The sequence below is a fragment of the Pseudomonas sp. genome (assembly GCF_030690725.1).
Lineage (GTDB): Bacteria > Pseudomonadota > Gammaproteobacteria > Pseudomonadales > Pseudomonadaceae > Aquipseudomonas.
This window is the reverse complement of sequence record NZ_JAUYGD010000032.1, coordinates 1-16,752: the sequence shown is the minus strand read 5'-3', so window position 1 is coordinate 16,752 and position 16,752 is coordinate 1. Positions and strand designations below refer to the sequence as shown.

Below are 16,752 nucleotides of genomic sequence, written 5' to 3'. Positions count from 1 at the left end.
TTATTCTGTTGTGGCAATGACTTGGGTAGAATTTGACTTTCAGGTCAATAAATCTGTCGTCTACGCTGATTCTGCTCCGTGCTTGTAAGCGGTGCGCCTGTCTCTCTTTTGTTCACGCAAATGGCCAGGCTGCTCTGGCCCCGAGGAACGGACATGTCCACTCCTGAGTTATCCCGCCGCGCCTTTCTGCAAGGCAGCGTCATCGCCGGTATCGGCATCAGCTTCGCCCCGTTGGGCAGCAAGGCGTTTGCCGCATTGTTCGAAGAGCGCGTCACGCGCATGCCGCAGCCCTGGTATGACGCCAGCGGCAAGGCGGTGGCGCGTATTGATGGGGTGTCCAAGGCCTGCGGGGCCAAGGTGTTTGCCCGCGACATTCGCGCCAAGGACATGCCCGGCTGGCCGCAGCAGCAAGGCCATGCGCTGTTGCTCAAGGCCACGCGCACCGAGCAGCTGTACCAGGGCTTCGATCTGTCGGTGCTGCCGACCGAGTTGCAGCCGCAACGTGTAGTGACCGCCAGTGATCTGGTCAAGGACGGCATCAGCTTCCCGGACGGCCACAACCTTGATCCGCTGCTGCCCGAAGGCCAGGTGCCGATGTTTATCGGCCACCCGGTGGCGCTGCTGATCTGGCATGACTTCGAGCGCTATCGTCAGGCCAAGAACATCCTCAAGTTCAACGACAAGGTGATCCGCTACGGCGAGCAAGCGCCGGCGTTCCAGAGCGACCCTTACGGCAGTTTCCGTTTCGTGCGCGTCGGCGGTAGCACGCCGTTCGAGCCCGACACCTTCTCCAGCCTCAAGGACAGCATGCTGTTCCCGCTGATCCACAACCGTAAACCGGCCTGGGGCGAAGGCAAGGTCAGTGGCGACCTGACTCAGCAGGGCCTGCATCACGCCGAACAGATGCTCAACCAGCTGCAGACCCCGCCGAGCGACTGGCTGGTGTTCGATGAGCGTTTCACCACCCAGTCCATCGAGCCGGCCGCGCTGGAAGCCGACAACGGCAACGGCTGGTTCGACGTGGCCAGCGGCACCCTGCATTTTGTGGTCGCCACCCAGTGCCCGTTTGAGGTGGCCGAGCAGACCGCGCATATGCTCGCGCCGTCGCGCTTTGGCGTGAAGAAACTCAGCATGCACCCCGGCTACACCGTCGGTTATGGCTCCAAGGACAACAACATCCACGTCTTCTACGCTGCCCTGGCCGCGATCTACGGCGACGGGGTGCCGGTGCGTCTGGCCAATGACCGCTACGAGCAGTTCCAGAGCGGCATTAAGCGTCACCCCTTCGACATGCACTACCAGTTGGCGGTGAACAAGCAGGACCACAGCTTCCAGATATTCCGTGCACACATGGATGTCGACGGCGGTGGTCGCGCCAATTACAGCTCCTCGGTGGCCGCAGTCGGCGCCACCGCAGCGCAATCGATCTATTACCTGCCGCGCAGCGATCTGGCCGCTACCGCCTACTATTCGCGCGGTGTGGAAGCCGGTTCGATGCGCGGTTACGGCACCCTGCAGACCATGGCCGCCACCGAGATGATGGTGGACGAAGTGGCCGGGCGGCTGAACCTCGATGCCATCGAGTTGCGCAAGAAAAACGTGTTTCAGTCCGGCATGAAGAACACCCAGGGCGCGATCCCGGCAGGTGCGCTGCGCCTCGACGAAATTCTCGACAAGGCGGCGCAGCACGACATCTGGAAGAACCGCGTTGCGCGTAAGCAGCGCTTTGATGCCGAAGACCCGGACAACCTCTATGGCGTCGGTTTCGCCATCTGCCAGAAGGACTTCGGCACCGGCTCCGAAGCGCCGATGGCCAGCCTGGAGTTCAGCGCCGACGGCCGCGTCAGCCTGCGCCAGATCGCCATCGACATGGGTACCGGCATGGCCACTTCGCAGGCCCTGCTGGTCGCCGACTACCTCGGTCAGCCCGCCGATGAAATCAAGACCGGCGAAACCGAGTGGAGCGAACTGGCCCTGACCACCAGTGGCAACCCCTACATCATCAGCCAGACCGAGCAGGACGCCGCGCTGCGCAACCCGCGCTGGGTCGGCAAGTTGGCCTCGCCTTCCTCGGCAACCAACTCGTCCTACTACACTGGGCACTCCACCCGCGAGGCGGCGCGGCTGCTGTTTATTCACGGCCTGTGGCCGGCGGCTCTGGCCATATGGGGCCGTGGCGAACACGGCGGGCTGGCCAACCCTTATGTGGTACGCCGCGAGAATGCGCATTGGGTCGAGGGCAAACTGACCGCTGACGGCATGCCGCCGATTCCGTTCAAGCTGCTGGCGCACAAGGCCCACGAACTAGGTTTGGTCACCGGCATCAGCGTGCACGGCTTCAACCGCTGGAGCTGGGCTGAGGGCGAGTTCGAGATCAACGGCCAGCGCGAGCGCGTGCCGCTGGATGCCCTGGCGGTGAAATACGGTGACGGTGCAACCGCCGCGCAGAAAGCGCAGATGACTCGCAACGGCTTCCACCTGCTTGACCGCGTCAGCATCAAGTACCCGGTGACCCAGCTGAACAACGCCATGGTCACCTACTACAGCCCGGTGGCCACGCTGGTCGAGGTCAAGGTCAACAAGGGCAACGGCGAGGCGCGGGTGATCAACCATCACTCCTGGCTCGAGTGCGGCCGGGTGATCGTCGAAGAACTTGTGCTAGGTCAGCTTGAAGGCGGCATCGCCATGGGCATTGGCCACGCGCTGCTGGAAGAAATGCCGCTGTACGAAGGCGGCCCCGGCGACGGCACGTGGAACTTCAACCGCTACCAGCTACCGCGCGCCAAGGACTGCGCGGTGTGGTCGCAAAGCGCGGAGATTCTGCCGCCGCTGTCGCCCAGTGACCCGGCCAAGGGCATCGCCGAAGTGGTGATGATTCCGGTGGTCGGCGCCATCGTCAACGCGGTGGCTCACGCCACCGGCAAGCGCCTGCGCGACCTTCCCCTGACTCCGGCCCGCATCAAGGAGGCCCTCCATGGCTAAGCGCCTGCTCAGCATGATTATCAACAGCCAGGCAGTCGGCCCGATGGAAGTGGCCGACGACCTGATGATGATCGACTTTCTCCATGAATACCTGAACCTCACCGGCTCGCGCCTGGGCTGCGGTCAGGGTGTGTGCCACGCCTGTGTGGCGATCCTCGACAAGCCCGACGGCACCAGCGAAGAAATCCGCACCTGCATCACCGGCGCACATTTCTTCGACGGCAAGCGCATCCGCACCATCGAGGGCCACGCCAAACGTGATGCCCAGGGCGAGGTCAGCCAGCTCAACCCGATCCAGCAGAAGTTCGTCGATCAGTTTGCCTTCCAGTGCAGCTACTGCACCCCTGGCTATGTCAACGCCGCGACCGTGCTGGTGGAAAAACTCCAGCGTCAGCCGGTCAAGCGCAGCGAACTGGAAGGCGAGATCGAAGACGCCCTGGGCAAGCATATCTGTCGCTGCACCGGCTACGTGCGCTACTACAACGCCGCGCGCGATGTGGTGGAGTCCCTCGGCCTGGTCAAGGAAGGTTAAGCATGAAGAACATTCTGATTGCTGCCGCCCTGTTGCTGCCGTTGGCTGCCCAGGCCGCCGATAAGCAACTGCTTGAGCGCGGCAAGTACCTGGCCCGCGCCGCCGACTGCGTGGCCTGCCACAGCGTCGAAGGTGGTGCCGAGTACGCCGGCGGCCTGCCGCTGGAGTCGCCGTTCGGCACCATCTATGGCACCAACATCACCCCGGATAAGCAGTACGGCATCGGCGAGTACAGCGCCGATGACTTCTACCGCGCGGTGGCCGAAGGTGAGCGGCGTGACGGCAGCAAGCTCTATCCGGCGATGCCCTACACCTCCTATCACCTGCTCAAACGCGAAGACTCCGACGCCATCTACGCCTACCTGATGAGCCTGGAGCCGATTGCCAAACCCAGCCCGCAAACCAGCCTGAGCTTCCCGTTCAATGTGCGTTTCGGCCTGAGCTTCTGGAACATGCTCTACAAGAACCGCGTGCAACTGCTGCCGGCCGAAGGCAAAAGCGAGACCTGGCAGCGCGGCCAGTACTTGGTCGAGGCGCTGGGCCACTGCGGCGAGTGCCACACGCCGCGCAATGCCCTCGGCGCGTTGCAGCAGGATCAGCGTCTGCAGGGCGGTGTACTGCTCGGTTACGAGGCCCCCAGCCTGCTCGCCGAGGACCTGGCCGAGCGCGGCTGGAGCACCGACGACCTGGCGACCTTCCTCAAACACGGCATCAGCGCCCAGGGCTCGATGTTCAACGAGATGTACCCGGTGCTGCACCACAGCACCCAGTACCTGCCGCTGGATGACCACAAGGCCATGGCCACCTATCTGCTTGGCGATCAGCCGCCGGCGCCGCGCAAGGTCAGCGCGGTGGCCTTCGAGCAGCTCGATGACAGCGCCCAGCAGGGCCGCCAGCACTACCTCAACCTCTGTGCCGGTTGCCATGGCGTGGCGGGCGAGGGTGTGCCGCATGTGGCCGTAGCCATGGATGGCAACACCACCCTGCGCCTGAACGAGGCGCGCAACCTGTTGCGGGTGATCGATGACGGCATCAAGGAGCAGCAGTTCACCGGTTTCGAGCGCATGCAGCCAATGCCGGGCTTCAGTGACAAGCTGGATGACGGGCAGATGCGCGACCTGCTGCATTACCTGCGGCAGACCTGGGGCGGCCAGAACGCTGAGCTGAGCCCGCAGCAGGTCAGCCAGTTGCGCAGCGAGAAGGGCCATTGAGGCCGGGTGAAGCCTGATGCAGCACCTTGATCTGCTGGTAGTGCGCCAGGCGCTGCAATGGTCGGCGGCGGGGCAGCGCGTGTGGCTGTGTACGGTGCTGAGCACCTACGGCTCGGCGCCGCGCGCGCCGGGTTCGCTGCTGGCCGCCACTACAAGCGGCGAGTGGATCGGCTCGTTGTCCGGTGGTTGCGTTGAGGATGAGTTTCTTGAACGCCTGGCCGCCGGCGCCTTTCCTGAACCTGTGCAACTGGTGCGCTACGGCGATGGCAGCGACCCGCGTTCGCAGATCAGCCTGCCCTGCGGTGGCGTGCTGGAAGTGCTGGTGGAAAACCTGCCAGCCGACTGCGCGGTGCAGGCGCATCTGCGTGAGTTGGAAAGCGCCTTGGCGGGCCAGCGCCGGCTGATCCGCGAAGTGGCATTACCTAGCGGCGAGCGCCGCTTGCTGGCCGATAACACGCAGGGGCCAAGAGTTGAACGTCAGCCGAATCTGCTGCGTTTGCGCGTCGGTGCGGCCCAGCGCTTGTTGCTGGCGGGCTACTCCTCGGTGGCGCAGGTGTGTGCGCAGTTCGCTCAGGGGTTGGGCTTCGAGGTAGTGCTCTGTGATCCGCGTGATGAAGTGCTGCAGGGCGTCGACTTGCCAGGAGTGGAAATCCGCCGCGAGCTGCCGTCCGAGGTGATCCGTCTCGGCGGCTGCCATGCCGACACCGCCGTGGTGGCGCTGACCCATGACCCGCGTATCGACGATCTGGCAATGATCGAAGCGGTGCGCACTCCAGCGTTCTATATCGGCGTGATGGGCTCCATGGTCACCAGCAGCAAACGCTTCGAACGCCTGCGCCGGGTAGGCGGCCTGGATGATGCCCAGCTGGCGCGGATTATCGCGCCGATTGGCCTGAACCTGGGCAGCAAGACCCCGGCGGAAATCGCTCTAGCGGTACTCGCCGACATCCTGCGGGTGCGCAACGGCCTGGCGCGGGATGCGCTCTAGTATGCCCAGGGTGCTCGCCTTGATGCTCGCTGCCGGTCGCGGCAAGCGTTTTGGCAGCGACAAGCGTCTGGCCCGTTTGTCGGACGGGCGCAGTCTGTTGGCCGCCAGTGTCGAGCAAGCGTTGCAGGTGTTCGCGCAGGTGCATGTGGTGCTGCGCGTGGACGATGATACGCAGGCACTGGGCTTGGCGGACGCCTGCCGGATTATCCGCTGCAGCGATGCCGACCAGGGCATGGGCCACAGCCTGACTGCCGGCATGCGCGCCCTGGCCGGGCAGGATGCCGAGGCTATCGCCGTGTTGCTCGGCGATATGCCCTGGGTCGCCGCAGGCAGCCTGCGCCAGCTCGCCAGCCAGGCGGCTGCCGAGCGCATCGTCTACCCGCTGCACGACGGCCAACGCGGCCACCCGGTACTGTTCGGCCGTGAATTCTGGCCGCAATTGCAGGACCTGCTCGGTGATGAAGGTGCGCGCGCGCTGTTGCAAACCAACCCAGCCGCTTGCCACGGCATCGTTGTAGATGATCCTGGCGTGCTGCGCGATGTTGATCGACCAGAAGCGCTGTTATAAGGCGCAAGCCCTTGTGACAGCCGGTCGCGCGACAATCGACCACAGCTGAACTTGCCCCGGCAAACGCTACTCTCTGTACATGCATTGACCCGCGTCAACACCTTCGGCGTGCGGTTGTGAGGGCTTTTGCCCTGCTCGCTAGTTGCCTCACCCAGAACAATAATCCCCCGACTGAATACCCGTGACTGGCATGCGCGCCCGTGGCCGTGCCCCGTATCACCTGACTGAGGAAACGCCATGTTTGGATTGGAGGCTCTCGACCTCGCTCGAATCCAGTTCGCTTTCACCATCTCCTTTCACATCATTTTTCCGGCCATCACCATCGGCCTGGCCAGTTACCTGGCGGTGCTCGAAGGGCTGTGGCTGAAGACCGGGGAGGAGGTTTACCGCGACCTGTACCACTTCTGGGCGAAGATATTTGCGGTCAACTTCGGCATGGGCGTGGTTTCCGGTCTGGTCATGGCTTACCAGTTCGGCACCAACTGGAGCGCCTTCTCCGACTTTGCCGGTGCGGTCACCGGGCCGCTGCTGACCTATGAAGTACTGACTGCGTTCTTTCTCGAAGCGGGCTTTCTTGGCGTCATGCTGTTTGGCTGGAACCGCGTCGGCCCGGGCCTGCACTTCTTCTCCACGGTGATGGTTGCGGTCGGCACGCTGATTTCGACTTTCTGGATTCTTGCTTCCAACAGCTGGATGCACACCCCGCAGGGCTTCGAGATCATCGACGGCCGGGTGATCCCGGTGGACTGGTTCGCCGTGGTGTTCAACCCGTCGTTCCCTTACCGCCTGGCGCATATGGCCACGGCGGCGTTCCTCGCCACCGCCTTCTTCGTCGGTGCGTCGGCGGCCTGGCACCTGCTGCGCGGCCGCGATAACCCGGCAATCCGCAAGATGCTGTCGATGGCCATGTGGATGGCGTTGCTCGTGGCGCCGATCCAGGCGGTAATTGGCGACTTCCATGGTCTGAATACCCTCAAGTATCAGCCAGCGAAGATCGCCGCCATCGAGGGCCACTGGGAAAACCACGGCGATGAGCCGACCCCGCTGATCCTGTTCGGCTGGCCGGATATGGAGCGCGAGGAAACCCGCTTCAAGATCGAAATTCCCGCCCTCGGCAGCCTGATCCTGACCCACAGCCTGGACAAGCAGGTGCCGGCGCTCAAAGAGTTCGCCAAGGAAGACCGGCCCAACTCAACCATCGTGTTCTGGACCTTCCGGATCATGGTCGGCCTGGGCATGCTGATGATCCTCACTGGTCTATGGGGCCTGTGGCTACGCAGCCGCGGCAAGCTGTTTCAAAGTCGGCCGTTCCTCCATCTGGCCGTGTGGATGGGCCCGTCGGGGATCATCGCCATCCTCGCCGGCTGGTACACCACGGAAATCGGTCGTCAGCCCTGGATTATCCACGGCCTGATGCGCACCGCCGATGCCTCCTCCGGGCACAGTTTTGCGCAGATGAGCCTGACCCTGATCCTGTTCGTGGTGGTGTATTTCGCTCTGTTCGGCGCGGGGATCAGCTACATGATGCGCCTGGTGCGCAAAGGCCCGATCACCGATGAAGGCAAGGAACCCGCCGAGGGCGGCCCTGGCCAGAAACGCACGCCGTCCCGTCCGCTGTCCGCGCCCGAAGAGGGCCTGGAAGAGGGCGAAACTGACTCGCTGGCTGAGAGGAATTGAATATGGGCGTTGATCTTTCGCTGATCTGGGCCGTGATCATCGCCTTCGGGGTGATGATGTACGTGGTCATGGATGGCTTCGACCTGGGCATCGGCATCCTCTTTCCCTTCGTCAAAAGCGAAGGCGAGCGCGATGTGATGATGAATACCGTGGCACCGGTCTGGGACGGTAACGAAACCTGGCTGGTACTCGGTGGCGCGGCGCTGTTCGGCGCCTTTCCGTTGGCCTACGCAGTGGTGCTCAGCGCGCTGTACCTGCCGCTGATCTTTATGCTGCTGGGGTTGATTTTTCGCGGCGTGGCCTTCGAGTTCCGCTTTAAGGCCAAGGCCGCCAAACGGCATATCTGGGACAAGGCGTTTATCGGTGGCTCGCTGACCGCGACCTTCTTCCAGGGCGTGGCGCTGGGCGCTTATATCGATGGCTTCGAGGTGGTCGACCGGGTGTATGTCGGCGGCGCGCTGGACTGGCTGACGCCGTTCTCGCTGTTCTGCGGCCTGGCGCTGATTGCCGCTTACGCCTTGCTCGGCTGCACTTGGCTGATCATGAAGACCGAAGGCCGCCTGCAGTTGCAGATGCACGATATGGCGCGGCCGCTGGTGTTCGTCCTGCTCGGCGTCACCGGTATCGTCAGCCTGTGGACGCCATTGGCTCATACGGAAATTGCCGAACGCTGGTTCAGCATGCCGAATATCTTCTGGTTTATGCCGGTGCCGCTGCTGGTACTGCTATGCACCTGGGCGCTGCTGCGCGCGGTGGCGCGCAACGCCAACTACTCACCGTTCCTGCTGACCCTGACGCTGATCTTCCTCGGCTACAGCGGCCTCGGCATCAGCCTGTGGCCAAATATTATCCCGCCGTCGATCAGCATCTGGGAGGCTGCGGCACCGCCGCAGAGCCAGGGCTTTATCCTGGTCGGCGCGCTGTTCATCATCCCATTCATCCTGATGTACACCGCCTGGAGCTATTACGTGTTCCGCGGCAAGGTTACGGAAGAAGATGGCTATCACTGAGGCTCGGATTCCGGTCTGCTGCGCGTCGGCCCTGCGGCGTTAAAAACAGGCTCGGAATGCTCATGTACAAAAGTACACTCCGCTTCCTCGCCTGTTTTTGCCTTGCAGGACTCTAGCTCGCGAGACCTCAGGTCCGTTTTGAGGGCGCAAGATGAATGATGTAGATGAGAAAAAGCCGCTGTGGCAACGCCTCGGCTGGCTGGTGCTGATCTGGGCTGGCAGCGTGCTGGCCCTGGGGGCGGTGTCCTATCTGCTGCGGCTGTTTATGCAGGCGGCGGGGATGGGCACGCCGTAACGGCGGTGCTTATTTGATCGCTTTAAGCACCACAAACTTCGGCGTCGCCGCCACCTGCTCGACGCCACGGAACAGCCTTTTCAGCTTGGCGTGGTAGCCCAGGTGGCGGTTGCCGACTATCCACAGTTCGCCGCCGGTCACCAGCGCCGCGCGGGCCTGTTGGAACATGCGCCAGGCGAGAAAATCGCCGACCACCTGCTGCTGGTGAAAGGGCGGGTTGCACAGCACCAGATCCAACGAATCCTCCGCCTGTTCGGCCAGGCCATCGCCTGCGCGGATTTCGACCGGGCGTTCGCTCAGCGCCGCACGCCAGTTTTCCTCGGCGGATTGCACCGCCATATAGGACTCATCCACCAGCGTCAGCTCGGCCTGCGGGCTGTCCAGAGCATAAGCAATGCCGAGTACACCGTTACCGCAACCGAGGTCCGCTACACGCACGCGGCTAAGGTGTTTGGGCAGGTGCGGGAGGAAGGCGCGGGTGCCGATATCCAGGTCTTCACGGCAGAACACATTGGCATGGTTAAGCAGCGCGATAGCCGGTTTTTCCAGGTTGTAGCGCGTCGGGTAGGGCGATACAGGCGCGGTTTTGGTCTCGGGTGTGGCAAACAGCAAGCGGGCTTTTTTTACCGCCAGCGAGGCTTGCACCGGGCCGATATATTGCTCGAGCAGATCACCGGCGGCGCGCGGCAGGTGCTTGATCATCGCTGCGGCAATCACCTGCGCGCCAGGGGCGAGCTGGCCGTGCAGGCGGATCAGTTGCTCTTCCAGCAGTGCCAGGGTTTTCGGTACGCGGATCAGCACCACGTCGAATGGTCCTTGGGCGGCCGCGCTGGCCGGGACAAATTTCACGGCATCCGCCGGCAACTGATTGCGCAGCAGGTTGACCTGCAAACCCAGGTGGCCGAGGTGCGAGTCGCCGCTGCTGGTGACCTGCGCCAGGCCCGCCAGGCTGATGGCCAGGGCGCCGAAGCTGTCATTCAGCACCAGTACCCGCGCGTCGTTCGTCAGCCCTTGCTCGTGCAGGTGGTTGAGCAGGTATTCGTCGGCGGCATCGAAAGCCTGCAGCGGCTCGTTGGGCTGGTCGGGTTGGCGAAGCAGGTCAAGCTGGGCAAACGGGGTGCTGAGCAGGGGCATGGATTACTCGGGTAGCAGGCCGCAAGGGCGCGATAAAAAGTGCAGTTGGTCGCTATTGTCGGTGCAAGTGGCGGAAAAGTCTCTGAACTGAGAGCTGGTTCAGCAAATCACGGTTGTGTCGCGCGCGGCTTTGCCGAAGAATGCCGCCCCCTTGCAGATCTGCTCAGTCGTGTCCGATACCCGTCAGTCAGCAGGCATGAGTCAGCAAGGTCAGCATTCAAATAATAACCAGGCCCCGAGCGTCACGCCCGGCTGCGATCTGGTAGCGCCTGATGATCAGGACTGCGCCGCTGCTCTGCCGCGTCCGCCGAATCATCCATAGCCCACACCCCTACTCAATGAGGCCTGCTTATGCAGGCTTCACGGCGTTCTATTTGCAAAAAGGTATGTTCATGTTCAAGTCCCTGTTGTCTTTAACCTTCACTGCGTTGCTGGTCGCGGCAAGCCCGGCCCAGGCAGAAGGCAAGGCGCCCATCGTTATCAAGTTCTCCCACGTCGTGGCCGAGGACACCCCCAAGGGCAAGGGTGCACTGCTGTTCAAAAAGCTGGTGGAAGAGCGCCTGGCCGGCCAGATTACGGTTGAGGTCTACCCGAACTCGACGCTGTTCGGTGATGGTGAGGAGATCAACGCGCTGCGCGAGGGCAAGGTGCAGATGCTGGCGCCTTCGCTGTCCAAGTTCGAGGCCTACACCAAGCAATTGCAGGTGTTTGACCTGCCGTTCCTGTTCGACGACCTGGAGGCGGTCAAGCGTTTCCAGAAGCGCGACAAGAGCCGCGAGCTGCTGCACTCGATGTCCAGCCACGGCATCTACGGCCTGGCCTACTGGAATAACGGCATGAAGCAGCTGACGTCCAACCGTGAGCTGCGCAAGCCCGAGGATGCCAAGGAACTGGCCTTCCGCATTCAGCCTTCGTCGGTGCTGGAAGCGCAGTTTGCTCAACTTGGCGCCAAGACCGTGAAGATGCCGTTCGCCGAGGCATTCAAGGCGCTGCAGGCTGGCACCATTCAGGGCACCGAAGGGCCGTGGTCGAACATTGCCAGCCAGAAAGTCGACACCGTGCAGCCGTTTATCAGCGAGCTCAATCACGGTTCGCTGAGCTATATGCTGATCAGCAGCAAGGAGTTCTGGACCAGCATCCCTTACAAGACCCGCACCGAACTGGAAGCGATCATCGAAGAGGTTTCCTTCTCGGTGAACAAGGACGCCGAGGCGCTGAACAACAATGATCGCGAGCGCATCATTGCCGCCGGCAATGCCAAAGTGGTCACCTTGACTGACGACGAGCGTGCCGCCTGGCGCACTGCACTGAGCCCGATGTGGAAGACCTTCGAGGCTGAAATCGGCGCCGATGTGTTACGTGCCGCGCAGGCAGTCAATCGCCGCTAAGAACCGCTTCTAAGGGTAAAGGCCAAGAGCCCCCAGGTTTTGCCGGTGTTTGTCAGCCCGGCGTTGCGCCACACTGGGTTTATGCAATCCGCATAAGCCCGGTGTTCGCATGACCAGCGACGACAAGTTCACCCAGCAAACCCTGACCGATATCCAGGTCTGGTCGCCCAGCCTGTTCAGCCTGCGCTGTACGCGTGATGCCGGTTTTCGTTTTCGTGCCGGGCAGTTCGCCCGTCTCGGCGTAGCCAAGGCCGACGGTTCGGTGGTCTGGCGCGCCTATTCGATGGCCTCGGCACCCCATGATGAGTTTCTCGAATTCTTCTCCATCGTCGTACCAGACGGCGAGTTCACCTCCGAACTGAGCCGGCTGCAGGTCGGCGACAGCCTGTTGGTAGAGAAACAGGCGTTGGGTTTTCTTACCCTGGATCGTTTCGCCGATGGCCGCGACCTCTGGCTGCTGGCCAGTGGCACGGGGCTCGCGCCGTTTCTGTCGATTCTGCAGGGCCTGGAGGTGTGGCAGCGCTTTGCCCGCGTGGTGCTGGTGTACAGCGCGCGCACGGCCAGCGAGTTGGCCTATCAACCGCTGATTCACGGCCTGATGCAGCAGGAGCATCTGCAGGAATACGCCGCGCGTTTCGTCTATCTGCCCCTGGTCACCCGCGAGCAGGTGCCCGGTTGCCTGCATGGGCGCATTACCAGCTTGCTGGGCAGTGGTGAACTGGAGCAGGTGGCGGGGTTGAGCCTGGAACCCGCGCATTCGCGGTTGATGATCTGCGGCAACCCGCAGATGATCGACGACACCCGCGCGCTGCTGAAACAGCGCGACCTGCAGCTCAGCCTGACCCGGCGGCCGGGGCAGGTGGCGGTGGAGAACTATTGGTAGGGTTTAGCGCCGGCAAACAAAAGGCACCCGAGGGTGCCTTTGTGCGTTAGTGCCGGGCGCTACTCCTTGGCTTGTTGCGCCTTGAGCAGGTCGCGGATTTCGCTGAGCAGTTCCTGATCCTTGGTCGGCGCGGCTGGCGCCTCGGGGGCAGCGGCTTCTTCGCGCTTGAGCCTGTTGAGCACCTTGATGCCCATAAAGATGGCGAAGGCGACGATCAGGAAGTCCAGTACGGTCTGGATAAATTTGCCGTAGGCCAGGGTGACCGCAGCGGCATCGCCTTCAGCAGCTTTCAGCACAATCGCCAGGTCGGAGAAATCCACGCCGCCAATCAGCACGCCCAGCGGTGGCATCACCACGTCACCGACAAAGGACGAGACGATCTTGCCGAACGCCGCGCCGATGATGATGCCCACGGCCATATCGACCACATTGCCTTTGACGGCAAAGGCTTTGAATTCACTGAGTATGCTCATGCTGCGTTCCCTGGTAGGTGAGGTTGCGCTGAGTGTAATCCAGCGCGCGCCGCTTGCCAGCTACTTCTCAGGCCGGGTAGTGGACCTCGGGCAGCGACTCGAAACCTGGTTTGGCCAGCAGGTAACCCTGAAACAGCTCCACGCCCATATCGCGTAATGCATGCAGTTCACCGAGGCTTTCGATGCCTTCGGCGATCACCCGGATATTCAGTTTGCGACACATCTGCAGGGCGGCTTCGACCAGAATCTGCCGCACGCTGTCCTGCTCGATATTGCGGATCAGCTGCATGTCCAGCTTGATCAGGTCGGGCTGAAAGTCGGCCAGCAGATTGAGCCCGGCATAGCCGGCGCCGAAGTCATCAATCGCCGTCATAAAACCCTGTTTGCGGTATGCGCGCAGGATGCCGGTGAGGTGGTCGACATCCAGCACCTGCTCCTGTTCGGTGACCTCGAAGATGATCCGCTGCAGCGGGAAATTGAAGCGCTTGGCTGCCTCCAGCGTGGCGCGGATGCAGGTCTCGGGTTTGTACACCGCGTTGGGCATAAAGTTGATCGAGACCATGGCTGGCACTTGCAGCTTGGCCGCCCATTCCAGCGCGGTAATCCGGCAGGCCTGGTCGAACGGGTAGAGATTGTCCGCGTTGAGCTGGCTCAGCAGGCTGCCGGCGGATTCACCGGCTATACCGCGCACCAGGGCCTCGTGGGCGAATATGCTGCCTGTAGTCAGGTTGATAATGGGCTGAAAGGCCATGCTGATGGGAAATCCCAGCCCTTGGCCGTCACGGCAAGCCGAACATCCTGATGTTGTACTCATAACCAGTTCTCGCTAATGGCTTTTGAAGCTTGGGCAAAGATAGCAGACCTCGCCTGAGGCCCGTGTTGCAAGGCGTTTCGGCAGAGCCGGCGCGACTGGGCTAGGCTCAAGGAAGGCCCGCCATGAGGATGCCGTTATGCCACTGGAACATCATCCGCTGCACCGCGAGTTTCCCGAGTTCAAGACGCAGCTGCACGCCTTGTTGTCCAGTGATGGGCATTTCGCCCGCTTGGCCGAGGAATATGAAGAGCTTGATAAGCGTATCTATGAGGCGGAAAGCGGCCGAGTGGCCATGGATGAGATGTTGCTGCTGGGCTTGAAGATGCAACGCGTCAGCCTCAAGGACGAGCTGGCCGGTTTTCTCAGTGGTGCGTCATAGCGTCAAGGGTTTGATCCGGGTCAAGTGCCGGCCCCGGCTCAGGAGATAGTCTGCAGGCAATGACTATCCCAGAGGAATGCCCGCATGCATGTTGAACACCATCCGCTGATCAAGGACTTCCCCGAACTGCGCGGCGCGCTGCATGAGCTGCGCCAGGGCGACGCCGACTTCGCCCGCCTGGCCGATACCTACGAAACCCTGGATAAGCGCATCTGCCGGATCGAAGCGGGCAGCGAGCTGCTGGCTGATGATGCGCTGTATGCGCTTAAGCAGGAACGCGTCGGCCTCAAGGATGATCTCGCGCGCCGGCTGAAACGCGCTGCCGGGCAATGTTGTGGCTGTGGTAACGGTTGCAAGGGATAGCTGCGCGGGACTGTAAATATATCCAGCTATTTCGTATGATCCGGGCTCAGCGTCTATAGGAGTCCGGCATGGCCAAGGCCAAGCGCATGTATGGCTGCACCGAGTGCGGCGCCACCTTCCCGAAATGGGCCGGCCAGTGCGGTGAGTGCGGGGCCTGGAATACCCTGGTCGAAACCCTGCTCGAAGCCAATGCGGCCACCCCCAGCGGGCGTTCCGGTTGGGCGGGTGATCAGGTGCAGATCAAGACCCTGGCCGAGGTCAGCGTCGAGGAAGTGCCGCGTTTCTCCACCGCCTCCGGCGAGCTGGATCGCGTACTCGGCGGCGGCCTGGTGGATGGTTCGGTGGTGCTGATCGGCGGCGACCCCGGTATCGGCAAGTCGACCATCCTGCTGCAGACCCTGTGCAATATCGCCACGCGCTTTCCCGCGTTGTATGTCACCGGTGAGGAATCCCAGCAGCAGGTGGCCATGCGCGCCCGCCGCCTGGGCTTGCCGGAAGACAAGCTCAAGGTGATGACCGAAACCTGCATCGAAAGCATCATCGCCACCGCGCGGGTAGAAAAGCCCAAGGTGATGGTGATCGACTCGATCCAGACCATCTTTACCGAACAACTTTCCTCGGCGCCCGGTGGCGTGTCTCAGGTGCGCGAGAGTGCGGCGCTGCTGGTGCGCTTTGCCAAGCAGAGCGGCACAGCGATCTTTCTGGTTGGTCACGTGACCAAGGAGGGCTCGCTGGCCGGGCCGCGTGTGCTTGAACACATGGTCGACACCGTGCTGTATTTCGAGGGTGAATCCGACGGCCGTCTGCGTTTGCTGCGCGCGGTGAAGAACCGCTTCGGCGCGATCAACGAACTGGGCGTATTCGGTATGACCGACAAGGGCCTGAAAGAGGTCACCAATCCTTCGGCGATCTTCCTCACCCGTGCTCAGGAAGAAGTCCCTGGCAGTGTGGTGATGGCCACCTGGGAAGGCACCCGGCCGATGCTGGTGGAGGTGCAGGCACTGGTCGACACCAGCCATATGGCCAACCCGCGCCGCGTCACCCTGGGCCTGGATCAGAACCGTCTGGCCATGCTCCTGGCCGTGCTGCATCGGCATGGCGGCATCCCGACCTATGATCAGGACGTATTTCTCAATGTGGTCGGCGGGGTCAAGGTGTTGGAGACCGCATCGGACCTGGCGCTGATGGCTGCAGTGATTTCCAGCTTGCGCAACAAGCCGTTGCCGCATGATCTGCTGGTGTTTGGTGAGGTGGGGCTGTCCGGCGAAATCCGCCCGGTGCCGAGCGGTCAGGAACGTCTGAAAGAGGCGGCCAAGCATGGCTTCAAACGCGCCATCGTGCCCAAGGGCAATGCGCCGAAAGATCCGCCGCCAGGGTTGCAGGTGATTGCCGTGACGCGGCTGGAGCAAGCGCTGGATGCGCTGTTCGAGTAGCTGAACAGTGGGCATGAAAAAGGAGGCCTCCTTTTTCTTTACTCGTCTTCGCCGAGAGCGGCGAGTTCGCGTTCCAGCAGGCTGTCATCGCCGAGGTTGAGTTCCACCAGGCGACGCAGGTGGCTGATCGAGTCGAGGTCGATATGCCGGCAGACAAAACCGAGCAGATCGGACTGGGTGCGGGTCAGCACCACTTCCATCAGTACGCGGGTGTCGTCGGCCAGTTGGATATTGGCTTCGAATGGCTGATTAGGGTCGCCATTCCAGCCATTGGGGCGCTTGATCAGCAGGCCTTTCAGCGATACGTCATGCAATTCGACCGCCCAGCGCCGTTCCCCTTGCACGATCTCGGTGGGGGCGTCGAAAGCGATGCGGTGAAAGCGCCGACGCTCATTGGCTGTTTCGCTCATGCAAAGAAACTCCTGCGAGGTTTTATCCACTATAGCCAAGGCTGCTGACGATGGCTTGGTTTTATCTGTGCTGAGGGCGGCGCGGCAGATATAAAAAAGCCCGCCAAGAGGCGCAATGCTGTTCAGTTAAGTGGGGCCGCTGTACGCCCTATAGAGCGGCGGGCTTTGAAATCTTCCTCGCTCTAAGTCTTTGGCAGTGGTTCAGGCCGTAG

General features: G+C 62.2%; 17 protein-coding genes. 13 read left to right on the top strand and 4 right to left on the bottom strand.

Features of this window, described 5'->3' with window-relative positions; translation table 11 throughout:
• Positions 1-153 precede the first annotated feature (153 nt).
• From Q8O69_RS05835 to Q8O69_RS05800, 8 genes are all read left to right on the top strand, one after another.
• The gene (locus Q8O69_RS05835) at positions 154-2,982 is read left to right on the top strand and encodes a xanthine dehydrogenase family protein molybdopterin-binding subunit (protein WP_305590350.1); all 2,829 of its coding nucleotides are present in this window, start codon (positions 154-156) and stop codon (positions 2,980-2,982) included.
• On the top strand, positions 2,975-3,514 hold the full coding sequence (locus Q8O69_RS05830; RefSeq protein WP_275960626.1) for a (2Fe-2S)-binding protein: 540 nt from the start codon (positions 2,975-2,977) through the stop codon (positions 3,512-3,514). The genes Q8O69_RS05835 and Q8O69_RS05830 overlap by 8 nt, the downstream gene beginning before the upstream one ends.
• 2 nt (positions 3,515-3,516) lie before the next feature.
• Positions 3,517-4,725 (top strand): cytochrome c, encoded by a 1,209-nt coding sequence (locus Q8O69_RS05825; RefSeq protein ID WP_305590348.1) that lies wholly within the window; start codon positions 3,517-3,519, stop codon positions 4,723-4,725.
• A gap of 16 nt (positions 4,726-4,741) precedes the next feature.
• A complete protein-coding gene (locus tag Q8O69_RS05820; RefSeq protein WP_305590346.1) occupies positions 4,742-5,713 on the top strand; it encodes an XdhC family protein in 972 nt (323 codons plus the stop codon).
• A gap of 1 nt (position 5,714) precedes the next feature.
• Positions 5,715-6,281, top strand: a complete 567-nt coding sequence (locus Q8O69_RS05815; RefSeq protein WP_305590343.1) for a nucleotidyltransferase family protein — start codon at positions 5,715-5,717, stop codon at positions 6,279-6,281.
• Positions 6,282-6,518: 237 nt separating this feature from the next.
• A complete protein-coding gene (locus Q8O69_RS05810; protein ID WP_305590341.1) occupies positions 6,519-7,958 on the top strand; it encodes a cytochrome ubiquinol oxidase subunit I in 1,440 nt (479 codons plus the stop codon).
• A gap of 2 nt (positions 7,959-7,960) precedes the next feature.
• On the top strand, positions 7,961-8,968 hold the full coding sequence (gene cydB, locus Q8O69_RS05805) for a cytochrome d ubiquinol oxidase subunit II (protein ID WP_305590339.1): 1,008 nt from the start codon (positions 7,961-7,963) through the stop codon (positions 8,966-8,968).
• Between the two features lie 151 nt (positions 8,969-9,119).
• The gene (locus Q8O69_RS05800; RefSeq protein ID WP_108486883.1) at positions 9,120-9,263 is read left to right on the top strand and encodes a DUF2474 domain-containing protein; all 144 of its coding nucleotides are present in this window, start codon (positions 9,120-9,122) and stop codon (positions 9,261-9,263) included.
• A 9-nt stretch (positions 9,264-9,272) separates the two neighbouring features.
• On the opposite strand, the gene Q8O69_RS05795 is transcribed toward Q8O69_RS05800, so the two are convergent.
• Entirely contained in the window at positions 9,273-10,397 is a 1,125-nt protein-coding gene (locus Q8O69_RS05795) for a class I SAM-dependent methyltransferase (protein ID WP_305590327.1), read from the bottom strand.
• A gap of 392 nt (positions 10,398-10,789) precedes the next feature.
• Between Q8O69_RS05795 and Q8O69_RS05790 the strand changes: the two genes are divergently transcribed.
• Together Q8O69_RS05790 and Q8O69_RS05785 are read left to right on the top strand one after the other, a co-directional pair.
• Complete coding sequence (locus Q8O69_RS05790) at positions 10,790-11,785, top strand: TRAP transporter substrate-binding protein (RefSeq protein ID WP_305590325.1); 996 nt, start codon at positions 10,790-10,792, stop codon at positions 11,783-11,785.
• A 109-nt stretch (positions 11,786-11,894) separates the two neighbouring features.
• Positions 11,895-12,668 (top strand): ferredoxin--NADP reductase, encoded by a 774-nt coding sequence (locus Q8O69_RS05785; RefSeq protein ID WP_305590323.1) that lies wholly within the window; start codon positions 11,895-11,897, stop codon positions 12,666-12,668.
• A gap of 59 nt (positions 12,669-12,727) precedes the next feature.
• Here Q8O69_RS05785 and mscL read toward each other — a convergent pair whose 3' ends face one another.
• Positions 12,728-13,141, bottom strand: a complete 414-nt coding sequence (gene mscL / locus Q8O69_RS05780) for a large-conductance mechanosensitive channel protein MscL (protein ID WP_305590321.1) — start codon at positions 13,139-13,141, stop codon at positions 12,728-12,730.
• A gap of 67 nt (positions 13,142-13,208) precedes the next feature.
• Positions 13,209-13,892 (bottom strand): EAL domain-containing protein, encoded by a 684-nt coding sequence (locus tag Q8O69_RS05775; protein ID WP_305590319.1) that lies wholly within the window; start codon positions 13,890-13,892, stop codon positions 13,209-13,211.
• A 199-nt stretch (positions 13,893-14,091) separates the two neighbouring features.
• On the opposite strand from Q8O69_RS05775, the gene Q8O69_RS05770 reads away from it, so the two are divergent.
• The 3 genes from Q8O69_RS05770 (at position 14,092) to radA (ending at position 16,130) form a co-directional block, all read left to right on the top strand.
• Entirely contained in the window at positions 14,092-14,334 is a 243-nt protein-coding gene (locus Q8O69_RS05770) for a YdcH family protein (protein ID WP_275960640.1), read from the top strand.
• A gap of 84 nt (positions 14,335-14,418) precedes the next feature.
• Complete coding sequence (locus Q8O69_RS05765) at positions 14,419-14,697, top strand: YdcH family protein (protein WP_305590316.1); 279 nt, start codon at positions 14,419-14,421, stop codon at positions 14,695-14,697.
• 68 nt (positions 14,698-14,765) lie between these two features.
• Entirely contained in the window at positions 14,766-16,130 is a 1,365-nt protein-coding gene (radA, locus tag Q8O69_RS05760; RefSeq protein ID WP_305590314.1) for a DNA repair protein RadA, read from the top strand.
• 38 nt (positions 16,131-16,168) lie between these two features.
• Here the strand turns inward: radA and Q8O69_RS05755 are convergent, their stop codons facing one another.
• Positions 16,169-16,540 carry a PilZ domain-containing protein gene (locus tag Q8O69_RS05755; RefSeq protein WP_090376549.1) on the bottom strand — a complete coding sequence of 124 codons (372 nt, stop codon included), beginning with the start codon at positions 16,538-16,540 and terminating at the stop codon, positions 16,169-16,171.
• Between the last annotated feature and the right edge of the window lie 212 nt (positions 16,541-16,752).